This is a genomic window from Streptomyces sp. HSS9-12, from assembly GCF_054963655.1.
In genome coordinates, this window is the sequence record NZ_JBUEGC010000058.1 from 1 (window position 1) to 19082 (window position 19082).

21 protein-coding genes, 3 tRNA genes and 2 pseudogenes are annotated in these 19082 nt (G+C 68.3%); 10 read left to right on the forward strand and 16 right to left on the reverse strand.

The window, feature by feature from the left end; translation table 11 throughout:
• The 5 genes from ACY34J_RS24880 to ACY34J_RS24900 all read right to left on the reverse strand — a co-directional run.
• The coding region (locus ACY34J_RS24880) for a MaoC family dehydratase (protein WP_462728846.1) at positions 1 to 318 on the reverse strand (318 nt) is incomplete at its 3' end.
• A 5-nt stretch (positions 319 to 323) separates the two neighbouring features.
• Entirely contained in the window at positions 324 to 776 is a 453-nt protein-coding gene (locus tag ACY34J_RS24885; protein ID WP_462728847.1) for an FAS1-like dehydratase domain-containing protein, read from the reverse strand.
• A 143-nt stretch (positions 777 to 919) separates the two neighbouring features.
• A complete protein-coding gene (gene rpmG, locus ACY34J_RS24890; protein WP_462728848.1) occupies positions 920 to 1084 on the reverse strand; it encodes a 50S ribosomal protein L33 in 165 nt (54 codons plus the stop codon).
• 85 nt (positions 1085 to 1169) lie between these two features.
• Positions 1170 to 1242, reverse strand: a tRNA-Met gene (locus ACY34J_RS24895).
• Positions 1243 to 1290: 48 nt separating this feature from the next.
• Positions 1291 to 1363 (reverse strand) — tRNA-Thr (locus ACY34J_RS24900).
• 232 nt (positions 1364 to 1595) lie between these two features.
• Here ACY34J_RS24900 and ACY34J_RS24905 point away from each other — a divergent pair.
• The 5 genes from ACY34J_RS24905 (at position 1596) to ACY34J_RS24925 (ending at position 4848) form a co-directional block, all read left to right on the forward strand.
• Positions 1596 to 2891: an amidohydrolase family protein gene (locus ACY34J_RS24905; protein ID WP_462728849.1), complete on the forward strand. Its 1296-nt coding sequence runs from the start codon at positions 1596 to 1598 to the stop codon at positions 2889 to 2891.
• 36 nt (positions 2892 to 2927) lie between these two features.
• Entirely contained in the window at positions 2928 to 3593 is a 666-nt protein-coding gene (locus ACY34J_RS24910) for an NAD(P)H-binding protein (RefSeq protein WP_462728850.1), read from the forward strand.
• A 111-nt stretch (positions 3594 to 3704) separates the two neighbouring features.
• Positions 3705 to 3920 (forward strand): hypothetical protein, encoded by a 216-nt coding sequence (locus ACY34J_RS24915; RefSeq protein WP_462728851.1) that lies wholly within the window; start codon positions 3705 to 3707, stop codon positions 3918 to 3920.
• A gap of 47 nt (positions 3921 to 3967) precedes the next feature.
• Entirely contained in the window at positions 3968 to 4243 is a 276-nt protein-coding gene (locus tag ACY34J_RS24920; protein WP_462728852.1) for a hypothetical protein, read from the forward strand.
• Positions 4244 to 4512: 269 nt separating this feature from the next.
• Positions 4513 to 4848 (forward strand): helix-turn-helix domain-containing protein, encoded by a 336-nt coding sequence (locus ACY34J_RS24925; protein ID WP_462728880.1) that lies wholly within the window; start codon positions 4513 to 4515, stop codon positions 4846 to 4848.
• A gap of 7 nt (positions 4849 to 4855) precedes the next feature.
• On the opposite strand, the gene ACY34J_RS24930 is transcribed toward ACY34J_RS24925, so the two are convergent.
• Together ACY34J_RS24930 and ACY34J_RS24935 are read right to left on the reverse strand one after the other, a co-directional pair.
• Positions 4856 to 5521, reverse strand: a complete 666-nt coding sequence (locus ACY34J_RS24930; protein ID WP_462728853.1) for a hypothetical protein — start codon at positions 5519 to 5521, stop codon at positions 4856 to 4858.
• Between the two features lie 447 nt (positions 5522 to 5968).
• Positions 5969 to 6050: transfer RNA gene (locus tag ACY34J_RS24935), tRNA-Tyr, on the reverse strand.
• A gap of 192 nt (positions 6051 to 6242) precedes the next feature.
• Here ACY34J_RS24935 and ACY34J_RS24940 point away from each other — a divergent pair.
• Both ACY34J_RS24940 and ACY34J_RS24945 read left to right on the forward strand, forming a co-directional pair.
• A complete protein-coding gene (locus ACY34J_RS24940) occupies positions 6243 to 6731 on the forward strand; it encodes a YajQ family cyclic di-GMP-binding protein (RefSeq protein WP_462728854.1) in 489 nt (162 codons plus the stop codon).
• 665 nt (positions 6732 to 7396) lie between these two features.
• Entirely contained in the window at positions 7397 to 8581 is a 1185-nt protein-coding gene (locus ACY34J_RS24945; RefSeq protein WP_462728855.1) for a PP2C family protein-serine/threonine phosphatase, read from the forward strand.
• 250 nt (positions 8582 to 8831) lie between these two features.
• Here ACY34J_RS24945 and ACY34J_RS24950 read toward each other — a convergent pair whose 3' ends face one another.
• From ACY34J_RS24950 to ACY34J_RS24960, 3 genes are read right to left on the reverse strand one after another with little or no spacing between them, the layout of a single operon-like run.
• Positions 8832 to 9017, reverse strand: a complete 186-nt coding sequence (locus tag ACY34J_RS24950) for a hypothetical protein (RefSeq protein ID WP_462728856.1) — start codon at positions 9015 to 9017, stop codon at positions 8832 to 8834.
• The gene (locus ACY34J_RS24955; RefSeq protein ID WP_462728857.1) at positions 9014 to 9229 is read right to left on the reverse strand and encodes a hypothetical protein; all 216 of its coding nucleotides are present in this window, start codon (positions 9227 to 9229) and stop codon (positions 9014 to 9016) included. Before ACY34J_RS24955 ends, ACY34J_RS24950 begins: the two co-directional genes overlap by 4 nt.
• The gene (locus tag ACY34J_RS24960) at positions 9229 to 9540 is read right to left on the reverse strand and encodes a hypothetical protein (protein ID WP_462728858.1); all 312 of its coding nucleotides are present in this window, start codon (positions 9538 to 9540) and stop codon (positions 9229 to 9231) included. Before ACY34J_RS24960 ends, ACY34J_RS24955 begins: the two co-directional genes overlap by 1 nt.
• Before the next feature lie 145 nt (positions 9541 to 9685).
• On the opposite strand from ACY34J_RS24960, the gene ACY34J_RS24965 reads away from it, so the two are divergent.
• A complete protein-coding gene (locus tag ACY34J_RS24965; RefSeq protein ID WP_462728859.1) occupies positions 9686 to 10933 on the forward strand; it encodes a helix-turn-helix domain-containing protein in 1248 nt (415 codons plus the stop codon).
• Between the two features lie 24 nt (positions 10934 to 10957).
• Here ACY34J_RS24965 and ACY34J_RS24970 read toward each other — a convergent pair.
• Positions 10958 to 11248, reverse strand: a pseudogene (locus tag ACY34J_RS24970) (YccF domain-containing protein); the annotation flags it as partial.
• A 128-nt stretch (positions 11249 to 11376) separates the two neighbouring features.
• The gene (locus ACY34J_RS24975) at positions 11377 to 11778 is read right to left on the reverse strand and encodes a YccF domain-containing protein (protein WP_462728860.1); all 402 of its coding nucleotides are present in this window, start codon (positions 11776 to 11778) and stop codon (positions 11377 to 11379) included.
• Positions 11779 to 12118: 340 nt separating this feature from the next.
• Between ACY34J_RS24975 and ACY34J_RS24980 the strand changes: the two genes are divergently transcribed.
• The gene (locus ACY34J_RS24980) at positions 12119 to 12631 is read left to right on the forward strand and encodes a replication initiator (protein WP_462728861.1); all 513 of its coding nucleotides are present in this window, start codon (positions 12119 to 12121) and stop codon (positions 12629 to 12631) included.
• A gap of 238 nt (positions 12632 to 12869) precedes the next feature.
• Complete coding sequence (locus tag ACY34J_RS24985; RefSeq protein ID WP_462728862.1) at positions 12870 to 14813, forward strand: recombinase family protein; 1944 nt, start codon at positions 12870 to 12872, stop codon at positions 14811 to 14813.
• Here ACY34J_RS24985 and ACY34J_RS24990 read toward each other — a convergent pair.
• The 4 genes and pseudogenes from ACY34J_RS24990 to ACY34J_RS25005 form a co-directional block, all read right to left on the reverse strand.
• Positions 14806 to 14910 (reverse strand): annotated as a pseudogene (locus ACY34J_RS24990) (YccF domain-containing protein); the annotation flags it as partial. The gene ACY34J_RS24985 and the pseudogene ACY34J_RS24990 sit on opposite strands and share 8 nt — an antisense overlap.
• Positions 14907 to 15770, reverse strand: coding sequence for a zinc metalloprotease HtpX (gene htpX, locus ACY34J_RS24995; RefSeq protein ID WP_462728863.1), 864 nt, complete (start codon positions 15768 to 15770; stop codon positions 14907 to 14909). The gene htpX and the pseudogene ACY34J_RS24990, both read right to left, overlap by 4 nt.
• Positions 15771 to 15953: 183 nt before the next feature.
• Positions 15954 to 17513 (reverse strand): NADH-quinone oxidoreductase subunit N, encoded by a 1560-nt coding sequence (locus ACY34J_RS25000; protein ID WP_462728864.1) that lies wholly within the window; start codon positions 17511 to 17513, stop codon positions 15954 to 15956.
• On the reverse strand, positions 17513 to 19078 hold the full coding sequence (locus tag ACY34J_RS25005; protein WP_462728881.1) for a complex I subunit 4 family protein: 1566 nt from the start codon (positions 19076 to 19078) through the stop codon (positions 17513 to 17515). Before ACY34J_RS25005 ends, ACY34J_RS25000 begins: the two co-directional genes overlap by 1 nt.
• Between the last annotated feature and the right edge of the window lie 4 nt (positions 19079 to 19082).

Consider the following 19082-nt stretch of genomic DNA (forward strand, 5'->3'; position numbering starts at 1 on the left):
CCCGACCTCGATCAGCGCGCCCTCGTCGTCGTTCGGGACGACGACGGGCTTGGTGAAGCGCACGCCGTACTCCACGACCGCACCCGGGTCACCCACCCAGTCGGTCACCACCCGGATCGCCTCGGCCATGGTGAACATGCCGTGCGCGATCACATCGGGGAGACCGACCTCCTTGGCGAACTTCTCGTTCCAGTGGATCGGGTTGAAGTCGCCGGAGGCGCCCGCGTACCGCACCAGCGTCGCGCGCGTCACCGGGAAGGTCCGGGCCGGCAGCTCGGTGCCGACCTCGACCTCGTCGTACGAGATCTTCGCCGTCATCTGCCTCACCCTTCCTCGGCCGCGCGGGCCACAAGCTTCGTGTACGCGGTCACCACGTGCTCCCCGCTCTCGTCGTACACATCGCCGCGGATATCCAGAATGTCGTTCCCGGCCAGAGACTTGATCGATTCGATGGTCGTGGTGACCGAGAGCCGGTCGCCCGCGCGCACCGGGCGGGAGTACACGAACCTCTGGTCGCCGTGCACCACGCGGCTGTAGTCCAGGCCCAGTTCGGGGTCGTGAGTGACCTGCCCGGCAGCCTTGAAGGTGATCGCGAAGACGAAGGTCGGCGGGGCGATCACATCCGGGTGGCCGAGCGCCTTGGCCGCCTCCGGGTCGGTGTACGCCGGGTTTTCGTCACCGACCGCCTCAGCGAACTCACGGATCTTCTCTCGGCCGACCTCATACGGCGCGGTGGGCGGATAACTCCGCCCGACGAAGGACTGGTCGAGCGCCATGGGCTCGGCACCTCCTGGAAGGAATGGTTCGAGAACGGCATGAGGCCGCCCCCTCGTTCGAGAACGGCATGAGGCCGCCCCCTCGTTCGAGAACGACGTGAGGCCGCCCCCTCGTTCGGGGACGGCCTCACAAAACCCTGGGGTCAGCGCGTCTCGCGGTGCGGCGTGTGTGCGTTGCAGCGCGGGCAGTACTTCTTCATCTCAAGACGATCCGGGTCGTTGCGCCGGTTCTTCTTGGTGATGTAGTTCCGCTCCTTGCACTCCACGCAGGCCAGCGTGATCTTCGGGCGGACGTCGGTGGCAGCCACGTGAGTGCTCCTTGACGAACAGATGGGATTAACGCAGAAAAGAGTAGCCGACCGAAGGACCGACCCCACAATCGGCTACTGACAGTAGCGGTGACCGGACTTGAACCGGTGACACAGCGATTATGAGCCGCTTGCTCTACCGACTGAGCTACACCGCTTTGATGCGAGGCACCCAGCCCCTACGAGCCAGGTTACCCGCACATCAGAGCCCCAATACGGAATCGAACCGTAGACCTTCTCCTTACCATGGAGACGCTCTGCCGACTGAGCTATTGGGGCGAGCGGTGAAGACTTTACACGGTCGGCCACCCAAAGGTGAAATCCGTATCGAGGCGTGCCCCAAGGACCCCATCCACCACGCCGGTACGACTATTGGGCTCCTCCCCGCAGCCGTCCCGGCGGCGCCATAGGCTCGTTCCGCGCTGCGATGATCTTGACGGCGCTGCGGCCACGCCGTGTCCCCCGGGGGACAGCCCCGGGACCCCGGCCCCCCACCCCCTGCAGGAGCGCGATGCCCGACAGCAGCCAGCCGCAGCAGCCCCCGCAGCCGTCCCGGGGCGAGGGCGGGGCGCACGATGCCGGCGCGCTGGTGCTCAGCGGTGCCCGGCTCGCGGATGGCCGCCACGTGGACGTACGGCTCAGCGGCGGACGCATCGAGGCGGTCGGTACGGCGGGCAGCCTCACCCGCGCCGCGGACCCCGCCGTGGAGGCCGGCGCCCGGGTCGATCTGGCCGGCTATCTGCTGCTGCCGGCGCCTGCCGAGCCGCACGCGCACTTCGACACCGCGATGACCGCCGACTCCGAGGGGCCCGTGTCGTACGCCCCCGAGGACGTGCAGCGCCGTACCACCGAGGCCGCGCTGCTGCAGCTCGGCTACGGCGCGACCGCGGTGCGCAGCCATGTCCGGATCGGCGACATGCAGGGGCTGGGCTCCCTGGAAGCCGTCCTGCAGGCGCGGCGGGCGGTGCGCGCGCTGACCGACCTGGCCGCCGTCGCCGTGCCCCGAGTGCTCACCGGGGCGGCCGGCGCCGACGGCCTGGCCATGCTGCACGACGCGGTGAAGATGGGCGCGACGGTCATCGGCGGCTGCCCCGATCTCGACCCGGATCCGATGGGGTACGTGGAGGCGGTGCTGGAGGTCGCGGCGGAGCACGGGTGCGGGGTGGACCTGCACACGGACGGCGACGACCCGGCGCGCCTCGCCCGGCTCGCCGCCATGGCCGGCGGGCTGCGGCCGGGGGTCGTGATCGGCCCGTGCGGCGGGCTGGCCCGGCTGCCGGAGAGCGTGGCGGGCCGTGCCGCCGACCAACTCGCGGCCGCGGGGGTGAAGGTCGTCTGTCTGCCGCAGGGCGATTGCGGGGCGATGGAGCGGGACCGGTCCCGGCCGGCTGACACCGCGCCGGTGCGGCTGCTGCGGGCCGCGGGCGTACGGGTCGCGGCGGGCAGCGGGGCGATGCGGGACGTGGCGAACCCGGTGGGGCGCGGCGACCCGCTGGAGGCGGCGTACCTGCTGGCAGCGCAGAGCGGAGAGCGGGCGGAGGACGCGTACGGCGCGGTGAGCGGGCGGGCCCGGGAGGCGATGGGGCTGGCGGAGGTACGGGTGGAGGCCGGGTTCCCCGCGGAGCTGCTGGCCGTACGCGGGGAGGGGCTGGCGGGGGTGCTGTCGCTGGCGTACAGCCGGATCGTGGTGCACCGGGGGCGGGTGGTGGCCCGTACGAGCGCGGTGCGGGAGTACTGCGACTCGGCGGTGGTGGCGGCACTGGACCTGCCGCGGCAGACGCGGCCAGGGCCCGGCGGACAGCCGTAACGTGTGGGCCGACTGTACGGGGCGTACGGTCGGACTATGCGCGTCGTCATCGCTGGTGGACACGGTCAAATCGCGCTGCGGCTGGAGCGGTTGCTCGCCGCGCGCGGAGACGAGGTCGCGGGGATCATCCGCAACCCGGCCCAGGCGGACGACCTGCGGGCCGCGGGGGCCGAACCGCTCGATTGCGACCTGGAGGTGGCCCCGGTCGAGGAGGTCGCCGTACTGCTGGAGGGCGCGGACGCGGCGGTGTTCGCGGCGGGCGCCGGTCCGGGCAGCGGCGCGGCCCGCAAGGACACCGTGGACCGGGCGGCGGCGATTCTCTTCGCCGACGCCGCGGAGCGGGTGGGGGTACGCCGCTTTCTCGTCATCTCGGCCATGGGCGTCGACAGCGAGCCACCGCCAGGAACCGACCCGGTCTTCGCGGCCTATCTGCGCGCGAAGGGCGCGGCCGACCGGGAGATTCGCTCCCGTAAGAACCTGGACTGGACGATCCTGCGGCCGGGGCGCCTGACGAACGACGCGGGCACGGGTCTGGTCGAGCTCGCCGAGCACACCGGGCCGGGCTCGGTCCCGCGCGATGACGTGGCGGCGGTGCTGGCCGTGCTGCTGCGCGAGCCACGCACGGCGCGCCTCACGCTGGAGCTGATCAGCGGGAAGACTCCGGTGGTGGATGCGGTGAGGGCCATCGTTGCGCGCAACTGAACCCGTGGCCGGCGGGCAGCCGGAATGCGTCTGGCGGCCCGCGGCTTTCACACCAGCCCGGCCGGCTGCGGCCGGGATGCAATCGGCGGCCCGTCGTCGCACGCTAGGGGCATGGACGAGGGCCCGCCTGTCGTCGTGCACCCGTGGCTGAACGGCTCCCGCCGCGTGACCATCCGCGGCGAGTCGGTCGGCAAAGCGCACTCACTGCGCGATGTGATCGAGTTTCTCCGGGCCGCGGGGCTCGACGCGGATCTTGTCCAAGTGGACGACCCCGATCTGATCGAGTGGCGCGGCGGAGGCCCGGGCGACTGGCCTGAGGAGGACTAGCCCTCTCCTCGCTCCGTGCGCCCGGTGGTCCAGGTGAAGGAGGTCCGATGGAAGCACCCATCACCCAGGACGAACGCACGGTCCTGCGGACGATCGCCGAATTCCTCGACACCAAGCCGCCGACGGCCCCCCAGGTCGCTGACCTGGTGCGCGCCACCGGCCTGCCCGCAGAGGACGTCCGCGAGGCGATCCGTTCGCTGGAACGCCTGGACTACATCGTCATCGACCTCCCCGAGCTGGGCGGGGACGGCTCGATCGCGCGCGTCACCCGGACCGGCCAGCACCATCTGACGGGCGACTACGTGAACGAGATCAGCCCGTGAACGAGATCAGCCCCTGACCGGTTGCGCCGGCAGACGCGCAGACGACCCGGCCGCCCTCGGGCGAAGACGCGCCGGCACGGCACCCAAGAGGATGAATCTTGACCAGACCCCGAACCGACGGATCAACGTTTACGCAGTTCAGACCTTTGTTCCTGGGCTGACCACCGCCAAGTCCGTTGTCAGCGTGGGCAATTAGACTTTTAGTCGGGGCTAAAAGTGGCATGCTGTTCTGCAGGGCGCACTGCCCACACATGATTCAGGGGGTGACCATGTCGTTTCTGACACGGGGAGAGAGCGGCGCCGACTTAGCCGCTGCCCACCTCGCCCGGCAGGCAGCGACCTCTCTCGCGGGGCTACTGGCCGCGAGCGGCGTGAGCCGTTCTGAGCTGGCGAAACTCATGGGCGTCAGCCCAGGCCGCGTCAGCCAGATCCTGTCTGGAGACGCGAATCTCACTCTGCGCTCGTTGGCGAGTGCTGCCGCTGCGCTGAACGCAAGAGTGGAAGTGATTGTCGATCGACCGCAGCCGCCGACTCCGCCCGCAGGCGAGAGGACAGGCAGCGGCGGCTCTCGCCTGGCCGATGAGCTCCGCGTGTCGCGGGTCTGACGCGGCACTAGCGTCGGCCGCCTCGGGCACATGTGAACCAGCGGCGTCGTTGAGCCGGGACCTGCGGTGAGCGGTAGCTCAGCGGCGGCACGACCTGCTCCCGCAGATACAGCAGGGTCCGGTGATCGGATCGCCGACCGTAGACGAAGGCCAGGCGCAGGAGCAGCTTGCAGGCGTGTTCCGCCTCGCCCCAGGCCCGTAGATACTCCACCCGCTCCTCATCCAGAGGGTCGCGGCGCGCTTCCGGGAGACCGTCGGCAGTGGCGATCCGGCGCTTCTCCCCGATCCGTGACTCCGTCCCGATGGCACGCAGAAGGGCGGCATCCGCCTCGTTGTAGAGCTCGTTGATGATCTTCTGCCGCTGCTTGTCGGCATGACGGGCGAGGAGATGACTCCGCACCGAGTGGGCGAAGATCTGCATCTGCGCGATCTCCTTGAAGTCTGTCATCAGGGAGTCGCACCAGTCGGCACAGTCGATGGCCATGCGTTCCTCGAGCCGCTCGAGAAGATGTTCCGTCCCGAGGGTGAGAATCGCGATGAACGGCTTGGTCGTATCCGGTTGGTGCCGTCCCCGGCGGACCACTCCGGCACCGGTGGCAACGCCGATGGCCGCTGCGGGGACCTTGGAGAGCAACGGCAGCAGAACGATCATCAGCAGGGCGACTCCGGCCATGGCTCCCACCATCGCCGCCGAGAGCAGCGCAGCTCGCCCGGTGCCGAGAAGGCGCCCCTTCCCGTGGTATTGCCGAACCAGACAGACCCAGGCCACTGATGCGCTCAGGAAGGCGGGTAAGACCCAGTTGAGAAACGTTGGCGACTGAAACCAGCTCATGTAGGCCCTAGTGATCATGCGATACCGATACGGGACCTCGCCGCGGGACCGCCCCGGTGCGGTGCCGCACTGAGCCGTCCGACGAGCCCTACACAGAGGCCCGCCACGATTACAGAGGGATGATCCCACTGGTGAGCTGAGTGGTGTTGTGGGTTCTGTGAACAGCCGAGCTCGAGCAGCGGGCCTACCGAGAGTCCGGCAGACGATCAGGGGTCCGTCGTCACCCACCGGACCCAAATAATCGGCCCCTGCCTGCTCTGTAGCAGGTCAGGGGCCGGATCTCTCGCGTGGCGGCGCCAGGATTCGAACCTGGGAAGGCTGAGCCGGCAGATTTACAGTCTGCTCCCTTTGGCCGCTCGGGCACACCGCCTGGGATTGCTGCCGGGACCCGGCTGGTGACCAGCCGCTCCGTGGCAACGACGTAAACAATACCCGATGCGACAGGGTGCTTCGCCACCGGGTTGATCGCGACTGGATCATGGGGTCGGTGACTAGGCTGGCGGTGCGGTCCGCGGAACGGGTCGCACCACTGACGGATCTACGCACGAGGAGCCAACTCAATATGGCCGACTCCAGTTTCGACATCGTCTCGAAGGTCGAGCGGCAGGAGGTCGACAACGCCCTCAACCAGGCGAGCAAGGAGATCTCCCAGCGCTACGACTTCAAGAACGTCGGCGCCTCGATCACGTGGTCGGGCGAGAAGATCGAGATGCGCGCCAACTCCGAGGAGCGGGTCAAGGCGATCCTCGACGTCTTCCAGTCCAAGCTGGTCAAGCGCGGCGTCTCGCTGAAGGCGCTGGAAACGGGAGAGCCACAGGCCTCTGGCAAGGAGTACAAGCTCATCGCCTCCATCCAGGAGGGGATTTCGCAGGAGAACGCCAAGAAGGTCGCCAAGATCATCCGCGACGAGGGCCCGAGGGGCGTCAAGGCGCAGGTGCAGGGCGACGAGCTGCGGGTGTCCTCCAAGAGCCGGGACGACCTGCAGAGCGTCATCGCGCTACTCAAGGGCAAGGACTTCGACTTCGCCCTGCAGTTCGTCAACTACCGCTGAGAAAGCGGCCTGACCTGCACGAATGTCATTACGCAGACTTCGCAGGGCACAACGGGGGCACATCGCCGAGGACAGCCGCGACAGCAGCCCTCGTTGGGTCCTCCTCATCAGGCCACAGGTGCGTGTACGTGTCGAGCGTGATCGACGGCTTTGCGTGCCGAACCTCCTTCCGCACCGCCCCTGGGGGAGCCCCTCCCCCTCTCGGGGACCGCAAGCGTGTTGCTTCTCGCCCGCTGTACGGCTCTGGGGCCTCGGAACGGCCGTGCCCGTCGGTCGAACCGAATGCGCTTGATTCCCGTCCAGGCCCGCCGCAGACGCCCCCGCAGTGCTCCCTCCGCACATGCCCCTGGAAGATCGCGGAAGCGACAACTACCGAAAGTAGTTTCCGCAGGTCAGGGCGGCAATTGCAGAGCCCTGAGGCCCGGCCGGTCAGGCGGCGGCCGGCGGAAGCCATCCAGCGCCACCCCAATGAGCATCGACCGCATCGCCGCGCACTCCGTCGTGCACTGATCACGCGCCTCAAAGAGCAGCCGCTCGGCCCGCCCCTTGAGCTCCTCGTGCCGTAGGCTCGAGCACACCAGCTACGTGATCAAGCAGCGCCCGCTGATCTCAGGGGCTCCGGGCTTCGGATTGTGGCAATTCACTACCGAAGAGATGATCGTATTGTGTCTGCGAGCCTGCCGTCCGACGAGGGTGAGCGGCTGCTGGTAGAGCTGGTCAGGGCCGCCCAGCGGGCGTCACCTGAAGAACTGTCGACGGTCCTGAACCGGTATGCCGACGACATGGACGTGGGCCGGGCCGTCGTCTACCTGGTCGACCTCCAGCAGAGGCAGCTACTGCCGCTGATCGAGGGCGAGCCGGACCTGGAGGTCGACGCGTCCCTGGCCGGATGGGCGTACCGCACCGACTCTCTGCGGGTGGAGGGCGACGGGTCCGGCGGGCTGATCGTTTGGCTGCCGCTGATCGACGGAGCGGAGCGGCTGGGCGTCCTGCAAATCCGGACCGAGACCCTCAACGGGCTCAAGCTGTGGCGCTGCCAGACGATGGCCTCCCACCTCGCCCTGGTGATCACGTCCAAACGCATGTACAGCGACACCATCGTGCAGCGCATGCGGTCCCGTCCGATGCAACTGCACACGGAGATGGTGAGGGCCTTTCTCCCCCCGCGCTCGATCGGCACCGGCCGGGTGGTGTCAACCGCTGTTCTGGAGCCCGCGTACGAGCTGGGCGGCGACGCCTTCGACCATTCGTTCACCAAGGACCTTCTGCACGCCGCGATCCTCGATGGCATGGGTCACGACCTGGCGTCCGGCATCGCCACCTCCGTGGCCATGGCGGGCTGCCGCAATGCGCGGCGCAAGGGCTCAGACCTGACCGAACTCGTGACCAGCGTCGACGAGGCACTGGCGAAGTGGCTTCCGGACCAGTTCTGCACGGGCATCTTCACTCAGCTGCACATGCCCACCGGTGTGCTGCGCTGGTGCAACTGCGGCCACCCGCAGCCTTTGCTCATCCGCCGCGAGCGCCTGCTGCACAACGCACTTGAGCGAGACCCCGAGCCCCCGCTGGGTCTGCCCGCCAGCCTGGCCGTCGCACCGCGTCAAGTACACGAGATGAATCTCGAACCCGGTGACCGGATCCTGCTCTACACCGACGGCGTCGTCGAGTCGCGCGGCGAGGGCGGCGAGAAATTCGGATTGGGGCTCTTCGCCGACTACGTCATCCGTTCAACCGCGGCCGGGCAAACCGCTCAGGAGGCGCTTCGCCTGCTCATCCACGCCATCCTCGACCACCGGCAGCTCAGAGACGATGCCACGATCCTGATGCTTGACTGGCAGCCGCCCGAATGATCCCTGGACGACTATCTGCCGGAGCCCTCCTGGCGCGGTTTGCCGCCGCCCTGGTCGACGAGGCGCTGGCCCGCCCCCGGTCCCGGCCGGCCACACCGAGAATCGCGACGCCCCGTATCCATGCCTGGGCACAGGGCAGGCCAACTGAGACGGACCGGGGATAGGGGTCATCTCAGAAAGCGGCCCCCGACCAGGCCACAGCGTGGCACAAGACCGGCCGCGTCGGGGCGGCGTGCCCTCCCAGGGCCATTCACGGGCTGCGGTGGCGGGGGCAGGCGCACGGTGGCCAGGGCAGGGCGAGTGCGTAGACGTCGGTCGCCTCCCCGACCACCACGTGCACCGTGGCCCGCTCCTCAGTCACGGTGCCGTCGCGGGTGGCCGTGTAGACGCGCATGGTCATACGGGGCCGCGCTGGGCTCTGCGGGTTGTCACTCACCGGCCTGCCTCCTCGCGGCGTCGCTGAGCGGCCTCAATGAAGGCCAACGTGTCAGGCAGCGGCGGGAATTGGGGCGCGCAGTCGAGGCAGGCGTAGACGTTCCACCCGGGGCCGCTGTTGCCGTGCACCTCCTGTACCAAGACGGGGGCCTCGGTGGTCCGCTCGCAGCGGACGCACATCCGGACCGGCGCGCGGCCGTTGGTGGCACTCATCAGGCAGCCACCTCGATGCCGTGGATCCACACCGGGCCCGGCATGTCGATGCCGTCCAGGGCGAGGAGCAGCGCCGTACGCCGCTCCTGCTGCTCGTACGCGACGAGGTACGGCCGCACCATCGCGGTTGCGTCCCCATCGATCGGCTCCCCGACCATTCGCGGCGGAACCTGGGTTGCGCGGAGGCGCGGGCGCGCCACCGTAGGGTCTACGGTGGCCGGGGCGGGCGCCTGCGAGGCGCGGTGCCGACCGCGGGCTGGTGCGAGCAGCACCATCACCCGTTCGAGGAATCGGACGGTAAGGTCCCTCACGTCATCAGCTCCTGTAATCAGCTGGTGGCCATGCCCCCGGGCCGTGCCAGCGGCTGCGGGGGTCTCTGTCACCGGTAGACCCTTCCGGGGGGAAGTGGGATCAGCCCATGCCAAGGCCCTATAGGGGCGCCCTATATTGGGGCGCATGGGGGATTACTCTGTGCATTTGTGGACTCACCCACGGCTCGCGGCGGCGGTAAGCAGCGAGGACTGGACAGCCGTCTTCCGGACCTACCGGGAGCTGACGGGAATCAGCCAGACGAAGTTCGGCGAGCTGGTCGGCCTGGCGCAATCGGACGTCTCCGATGTCGAGCGCGGACGGCGGCGGGTGACCTCACTTGAAGTCCGTGAGCGGATCATCGAAGGGCTTGGCGTTCCGCCCGAGCTTCAGGCCACAGGCGCAACGACCAGCAGCGGGCCCGTGGCCCGTATGGCGCTGCCGGGGATCGCACCGGACGAGGACTTGTTGGCCCGGGTCACGAGTGCGGTGGACGGTTCGAAGCACGTCGACAACGCGACTCTCGACTGGCTTGATCACCTGCTGGCCGAACACCGGCGCGCGGAGGATCTCATCGGCTCACGCCCGCTCGTCGGCGTGATGCGCCAGCAACTGCGGACCGTCGTGGACCTTCATGCCGGCGCGGAAGGCATGCTGGCGGACCGAGTGGTCCGGCTCGCTGCCGAGCATGCGCAGTTCCTCGCATGGATGGCCCAGGACCAGGGACAAACCGCCGCCGCGCTGGGGTGGTACGACCGGTCCCACGAGTGGGCTTTGGAGGCGGGGGACGCCAACATGGCAGCCACGACGCTGAGCATGAAAGCGCACATGGCGTGGTCCGGCGGACGTGGCACGCGGTGTGTGCGACTCGCGGAAGCTGCGCGGTGGTCGGCACCTGGCGCGTCCCTGGGAATCCAGGGCATGGCCGCTCAGATGGCAGCACGCGGCCACGCCCTCAACGGCGACGGTGACCGCTCCCGGCAACTGTTGGACGAGGCGCAGGACTTGATCAGCCGCGCGGCCGAACACCCCGAGGACGAGCCGCCGTGGATGTACTTCTACGACGAGACCTGGTTCACGCTCCAACGCGGCATGGCCAAGATGCACTTGCGGGACTGGGGCTCGGCGGTGGATCACCTCACGGCCGGGCTTGCCGCGCTCCCCGACAGCTACCGCCGGGACCGAGCCTGGTACCAGTCCTGCCTGGCACACGCGCTCGCCGGTGCGGGGGAAGCCGCCCAGGCGCTGGCCGTCGCACTGGACTGTCTCCCCGACGCTGCGGCCATCGGCCGCCCGCACTCGTGGAACGAGTTGCACACGACCTCGGCCGTACTGTTGCGCCGGGGTGCCCGGCAGGGGCGGGAGCTGGTCGCCGCTCTCAAGGAGCACGACTGAGCCCCGCCGGGAGGCGTACGCCCCTCAGCGGGAGGCGAACGGGCGGTCCGTGGGGACGATTTCGCGGCCCAGGGGGAACAACGAGATCGGGATCAGTTTGAAGTTCGCCAGGCCCAGCGGGATGCCGATGATCGTGGCGCACAGCGCCAGGCCCGTGATGATGTGGCCGAGGGCCAGCCACCAGCCCGCGAAGATGATCCAGATCACGTTCCCGATGAGCGAGGGCGCACCGGCGTCGCGTCGCTCCACGGTCGTGCGGCCGAAGGGCCAGAGCGCGTAGCCGGCGATACGAAAGGCCGCGATGCCGAACGGGATCGTTGCGAGGCGAGCAGGTTCGAGCAACAGGGAACGCGATCAGGTTCCGGCTGCCCCTATAGACGGTTCCCCCGGCCTTCGGCCCCACGAGATCGCAGGCAGGCGGCCTGGTGGGGCCTTCGACATGATCACCATCCCCCGAACCCCTGGTCTGTCGGGACGATCTCGCGGCCCAGAGGCATGAGCGAGATCGGGATCAGCTTGAGGTTCGCCCAGCCAAAGGGGATCCCGATGATCGATAGGAACAGCGGGACGCTCGTGACCAGATGTCCCAGCGCGAGCCACCAACCCGCGAAGATGATCCAGATCACGTTCCCGATAAGCGAGGGCGCCCCCGCGTCGGGCCGCTTCACGGTCGTCCGGCCGAACGGCCACAGCACGAACCCCGCTATACGCAGAGAAGCAATGCCAAATGGAATAGTGATAATCAAGACGAAACAGATCAGGGCAGCGACGGCATAGGCGATCGCCATCCATATGCCGCAGCAGACAAGCCACAACACATTCAGAACGAGACTGATCACCTTCATAAGTCCTAGCCTCCCACCCTGCGTCGCCAGTCGCGCCCTGAGACGCTCGCAGGCCGTGTCAGGTTTACAGCGCAGGCTTGATTCCTGAGGGGTGCCGGCTCGTGGTCACTCCTGGCCTCGTCCTTGCGCACAAGGGATCATGGTCAAGGTTCGATCCTGCTGATGGGCCGCGCACGGTCAGCCCAGAAGGGGCTGCTCGCGATGTTTCATATAGTGACCGATCCGGAGCCGTCGATGTGGTGCATGGGCAGTCGGCTACCTCCCGAGGTGCCGCGGACCATAGTCGACTGCTGCTGTTGATGGCTGGCGGTCTCCCTGGCCGCGCAGAGGTGTCCTCCCCGTGGGTACGGTCTCTCGTGACTGCTTCGACGGAACGGATGGCCTGGCCGACGAAGCTGTCGCTGGCTATGTCGCCAAGTACGTCACCAAGGGAGCAGCCGACACCTTCGCCGGCCTCGACCACCCAGTGACCAACTGGGACGACATCGCCCTGGCACCCGTCACCGCGCACGTCCGCACCCTCATGCGCACCTGCTGGCGGCTCGGCAGCCTCCCCGAACTGGAACCCCGCCGACTACGCGCCTGGACACACACCCTCGGATACCGCGGACACATCCTCACCAAGTCACGGGCCTACTCCACCACCTACGCGGCCCTACGCGCAGAGCGGGCCGAACACAAGTCCGCTGGAACTTGGGCGACTGAGGATCCCGCCACCAGCACCGAGGCGCACTGGCGCTACGTCGGCTCCGGCCACACCCCCGGCGCAGCCCTCACCGCCGCCGGCCTCGCCGAAGACCTCGCGCGGAACCGGGACATCGCGAGTGAAGGACTGAGGGCGGTGATCAGATGACTCGACGTCCTGAGCATCGCCAACCGGCTGTTGAGGTCGTGTGGAAAACAGGCAAGACACTCACGAATGCCGAAAAGTTGCGGCTACTTCGACTCCTATTCGGTCCGCGTGCTCGACAACAGGAGAATATCCGTTGAACCCTATGGAGTGTCAGATTTCCCGATACGCTGGTTCTATACAACGCGCCCCGGCGACGGCGGCAACCGTCCCGGGGCTGGCCGACTGATGTGGAGTCGACATGGCCAATGAAAGCACACCTGCAAGCGTCTCGGGCAAGGTCGCAGCACAGGCTACAGCCGTTCGCATGCTCCGGGCTGTGGACTATCTGAGGGTCAGCACTGAGGAGCAGAAGCGCGGTTACGGCACAGCCAGCCAGTCCCGCAGGACCACCAGTTACTTCGCGAAAAAGGGCTGGAAGCACGTCGGCACGTACAGGGACGATGGTGTCTCGGGCTCACTTGAGATGGGGCAGCGAGGCGACTTCGATCGACTCATGGAGGACGCGCGCCACGGCATGTTCGACGTCGTGGCAGTGGCCAAGGGGGACCGGATCGGCCGGACGGGTCGGGCCTTCTGGCGCTGGGTGTGGGCATTGGAAGACATCGGCGTCTTCGTGGCACTTGTCGACAAGGACGTCGACAACACGACTGCCGCAGGTCGAGCTGAGATGCGCCGCGCTGCTGACTATGCCGAGACGGAATGGGAAACCATCCGCTCGCGCACGCAGGACGGGCTCCAGGAGAAGGCGTTAGAGGACGGGGCGCCGCACATCGGCGGTCGCGCGCCGTTCGGTTACAGCATCGAAGGCAAGGGCCAGAAGGGATCTTTCCTCGTAATCGACGAGGAAGAGGCAGCAGTGATTCGCCGTGTGCACGACATGATCGTGGGCGAGGGGCTGAACCTCCGCCAGGTGGCTATGCGCCTGAATGCCAAGAGGATCACTTGCCGCTCGGGCAAACCCTGGACTAGGGCCAACCTGCGGGATCGCCTGATGTCTCGGCCCGTTCTAGACGGTGAGCTGGTTTTCCGCGGTGTGCACGCCAAGACGGATGCTGATGGCGTACCCATGTGGGGTGGGTCCGTCACGATCACCCTTCCTCGAATCCTTTCAGAGGAAGAGGCAGCCGCTCTGCGTCAGAAGGTCGCGGAGTCCGCGAATCGGAGCAATCGCAACCGAGCCTGCTATCCCCTCACACGCCGCATCATCGGACTGTGCAAATCTCACTACACCGGCCAGAGCCGAGAAGCTGTGAAGGCTGGCTATCGCGTCTACCTCTGCAGCGGAAAAAACCAGAAGGTTCCCGGACAGAGCGTCTGTGATTGCTCGTACATGGACGCGGATGCGGTTGAATCCCGGGTGTGGCATGAGGTAGTGGAGCTGCTTGGAAATTCTCAGAAACTAGAGGAACTCGCCGCAGAATGGCTCGGCATGGCACAAGGCGACAAGACGGCGCATGCCGATCGCATCACGGAGCTTGATCGGCAGATCGAAGACCTGAACTCCGCTATAACTGCGGTGATCGTGGCAACGGCGAAGGAAAAGAAATCTCCGGAGGCAATCGCTGCGGCGACGAGAACACTTAACGAAGAGTTGGAGCAACTGCAGGAACTCCGGGATGAAGCTGCCGCATGGCTCTCCGAGATGGAAGAGTCGGACCAGCGGGCGCGGGATCTGAAGGCGCTTACAGAGAGGGCCCGCACGGGGCTTGCCGAGATGGAACCGCACGATCAAGCCGAGGTCCTGTCACTCCTCGACCTACGGGTCTTCATCGAAGGAGCGGTACCCGTCAAGAGGGGCGGGGTTCCCTGCACCGTGCAGGCTTGGTACCGCGCTGGCGGACGGAGCGTGCCTGCCTCTGATCTGTCCGACGAGGAGTGGAGCGCAGTCGCTCACCTCCTCCCGGAAGGGCGCCGGGGCGCTGTACGCCGATCGGTGAACGCGATTCTGGCCAAGGCCCGGACTGGCGCGGCATGGCCCGCGCTGCGGGCTGAGTACGGCTCGACGAGCACAGCCTCGAAGTACTTCAACGAGTGGATCGCGGATGGCACCTGGGAGCGGGTCGACGCGGCTCTGTCAGGCGTTACGCGGGTGTCGCTTCCGGCTGCTGAGCTGCTGCCCCCTATGCGGGTTGAAGGACGGATCGATCCCCGCGTGATGCTGCTCCCCGGATCACCATGGTGATGATCAGGATGCAGCAGATGATGCCCGCGAGGATGTAGCCGAGCGCCATCCAGAAGCCCGACAGGACGAGCCAGATCAGATTCAGGAGCGTCTTCACCGTCGGTAACCCGCCATCTGCTCGAGTCGGGCGATCCGTTCGGCCATCGGCGGGTGGGTGGAGAACATCTTGGACAGCCCGTCTCCGGGGCGGAACGGGTTCGCGATCATCAGGTGGCTCGTGGTCTCCAGGCGCGGCTCGGGCGGCAGCGGCAGCTGCTTCGTACCCGCGTCCAGCTTGCGGAGCGCGCTGGCCAGGGCGAGCGGATCGCCGGTGAGCTGGGCGCCGGAGGCGTCGGCCTCGTACTCCCGGGACCGGCTCACCGCCAGCTGGATCAGGCTTGCCGCGAGCGGACCAAGGATCATGATCAGGAGCATCCCGAAGAGGCCGGGCCCCTCGTCGTCGTCCGAGCGGCCTATCGGAATCAGCCAGGCGAAGTTCACCAGGAACATCACGACCGAGGCCAGGGCGCCCGCGACCGACGAGATGAGGATGTCGCGGTTGTAGACATGGCTCAGCTCGTGCCCGATGACGCCGCGCAGCTCGCGCTCGTCGAGGATGCGCAGGATGCCGTCGGTGCAGCAGACGGCGGCGTTGCGCGGGTTGCGGCCGGTCGCGAAGGCGTTCGGGGCCTGGGTCGGCGAGATGTACAGCCGCGGCATGGGCTGGCGCGCGGCTGTCGAGAGCTCGCGCACCATGCGGTAGAGGCCAGGGGCCTCGAACTCGCTCACCGGGCGCGCGCGCATGGCGCGCAGGGCCAGCTTGTCGCTGTTCCAGTAAGCGTAGGCGTTGGTGCCGAGCGCCACGATGACCGCGACGATCAGCCCCGTACGGCCGAAGAAACTGCCGATGATGATGATGAGTGCGGACAGTCCCCCGAGCAGTACGGCGGTTCTCAACCCGTTGTGCCGGCGGTGCACGGTACGCCCTCCCAGTGGTGCAGCAGGGGGAAGCCTCTTGGCTTGTGCCACTTTCCAGTGGACCTTCCCGCACTGGTCAACGCGAGGCGACAGCGGCTAGTTCCCTTGTGCACCGTCTGGGGCACGCCTCACAGCGCAGCCTCAGAGCGCAGGCCTCACAGCGCACGCCTCACACCGCACGCCTCACAGCAGAGTCTGGGAGGCGAAGCGGAGGACGAGCTGCGGGGCGCCGGACAGGCCGACGCCGAGCACGGCCGCGAGGCCGATGACGGCGGTGAGGGGCGCCGGCAGCGGGTGCCGGACGGGCTCGGCCACACCCTCCGGCGCGGCGGCCGGAGCCCGGAAGAGGACGGCCGTCCATTGGAGGTAGTAGTACAGCGCGATCACGACGTTCACGGCCATGACGACGGCCAGCCAGCCCAGCCCCGCCTCGAGGGCGACGGCGAACACGGTGACCTTGGCGAAGAGGCCGATGACGCCCGGCGGCAGGCCCGCGAGGCACAGCAGGAAGAAGCCCAGCGCGAGAGCGGCCAGCGGGCGGCTGGCGTACAGGCCGCGGTAGTCGGCGATGCGGTTGACCGGGCTGGTACGGCCCACGACGGCGGCGACGGCGAAGGCGCCGAGGTTCACCGCGGCGTACATCAGGGCGTACGCGACGGTGGAGCCGATGGCGCGGCCCGGTTCGTCGACGTACGCCGCGGCCGCGATCGGGACCAGCAGATAGCCGGCCTGGCCGACCGAGGACCAGGCGAGCAGCCGTACGGCGCTGTGGGCGCGGTCGGCCCGCTGGCGCAGGGCCGCGGCGTTGCCCACGGTCATGGTGAGGGCGGCGAGTACGGCCATGACGGGCCCCCACACCTGGGTGTACGAGGGGAACGCCAGGACCGTCACGACGATGAGGCCCGAGAAGCCGACGGCCTTGCCGATGACGGAGAGGTACGCGGCGACGGGGAGAGGCGCGCCGACGTAGGTGTCCGGGACCCAGAAGTGGAACGGGACGGCCGCGGTCTTGAAGGCGAAGCCCACGAGGGTGAGGGCGACGCCCGCGGCGGTGAGGGTGCCTAGGCGCGCGGGCACGTCCGTAAGGCCGTGGGCGACCTGGGACAGGTACAGGCTGCCGGTGCCGGCGTACAGGAAGCTGACGCCCAGCAGCGTCACGGCGGTCGCGGCGACGGAGGAGAGGAAGAACTTCAGCGCCGCCTCGGAGGAGAGGCGGTCGCCGCGGCGCAGGCCCACCAGGGCGAACGAGGGCAGCGAGGCCACTTCGAGGGCGACGACGAGCGTCGTCAGGTCGCGGGCGGCCGGGAGCAGGGCGGCGCCGGCCGCGGAGGACAGCAGCAGGAACCAGAACTCGCCCGCGGGGAGCTTGGATTCCTCCACCGCGCTGATGGACAGCAGGGCGGTGAGCAGCGCCGCGACGAGCACCAGCAGCTGGATGACCAGGGCGAAGTGGTCGGCGGCGTACGAGCAGATGCCGGGGTGGCCGCTCAGGCAGAAGGTGCGCCGGTGGCCGTCGAGGAGGGGCAGCAGGGACAGCGCGGCGAGGGCCAGGCCGACGATGGAGATCCCGCCGAGGAGGCGCTTTCGCTGCTCGGGGACGAACAGGTCGGCGACGAGGACAAGCAGGCCGAAGGCGGCCGCGATGGTCGGCGGCGCGATGGCGAGCCAGTCGATGGACTGAACCTTGCTCTCGGCGAGGTTCACGGCGGGAGCCGATGCGAGGCTCAGGGCGAGGGAGGTCATCAGCTGCCTCCTCCGAGGAGGATCTTCACGGCCGGGTCGGTGAGCCCGAGGAGGGCGGCGGGCCACAGTCCGGCGAGGACGGTGAGGGCGACGAGGGGGGTCCAGGCGGCGAACTCGTAGCCCTGGACGTCGGCGAGGACCGCCGGCCGGGCGGCGGCCGCGGTCTTCTCGGTGGGCTCGCCCATGCAGACGCGGCGTACGACGACGAGCATGTACGCGGCCGTCAGCAGGGTGCCGATACCGGCCAGCACCATGAAGGTGAGGAAGGTGGGGCGGCTCAGGCCCGCGGCGGGCCGGAACGCGCCGAACATCGCCAGCATCTCGCCCCAGAAGCCGGCGAGGCCGGGCAGTCCGAGGGAGGCGACGGCGCCGAAGACGAGCAGTCCGCCGAGGCGCGGGGCCACGCCGTAGAGGGCGGCGCCGGTGGCTCCGGACAGCCGGTCGAGGTCGGAGGTGCCGTAGCGGTCCTTGACCGCGCCGACCAGGAAGAACAGCAGGCCGGTGATCAGGCCGTGGGCGATGTTGGCGAACAGCGCGCCGTTGAGGCCGGTGGGGGTCAGGGTGGCGATGCCGAGCAGCACGAAGCCCATGTGGCCGACGGAAGAGTAGGCGATCAGGCGCTTGAGATCGCCCTTCACACCCGGGCGGGCGAGGGCGAGGCAGGCCAGGGATCCGTAGATGATGCCGACGGCGGCGAACGCGGCCAGGTACGGGGCGAAGGCGTGGATGCCCTCGGGGGTGATGGGCAGCAGGATCCGTACGAAGCCGTAGGTGCCCATCTTCAGCAGCACGCCGGCCAGGAGCACTGAGCCGACGGTCGGGGCCTCGGTGTGGGCGTCCGGAAGCCAGGTGTGCAGCGGCCACATCGGGGTCTTCACGGCGAGACCGGTACCGATGGCGAGGACGGCGATCAGCTGCGTGGTGTGACTGAGCGACGACTGTTTGTCAGTGGCGAGTGCCACCATGTCGAAGGTGCCGCCCTTGAGCCCGATGAGGAGGAGGCCGAGCAGCATGACGACCGAGCCGAGCACCGTGTAGAGGATGAACTTCCAGGCGGCGGCCTGGCGCCCCTCACCGCCCCAGCGGGCGATGAGGAAGTACATCGGGATGAGCACCATCTCGAAGGCCAGGAAGAACAGCAGCAGGTCCAGGACCGCGAAGGTGGCGAGGGTGCCGGACTCCAGGACCAGCAGCAGCGCGACGAAGCCCTTGGCGGAACCGCCTGCCGGCAGCCGGAAGTAGCTGTAGAGCGCGCTGAGGAACGTCAGCAGCGCGGTGAGGACGAGGAGGGGGAGCGAGACGCCGTCGATGCCCAGATGGATGCGCACGTCGAGGGCGGGGATCCAGCTGAGGTCGGTGGTGGCCTGGAACCGCCCGGGGTGGTCGTGGTCGAAGCCGACGGCCAGGGCGATGGCGAGGACGAGGACCACACCGGTGACGGTGATGCCGTGCCGCAGGACCGCCTGCTCCGGGTTGCGCCCCCGCAGCCCGGGCGGGGCGGGCAGCATCGCCGCGACGGCGCCGAGCAGCGGGAGGACGACGACGGCAGCGAGGAGGTACTGCATGGCG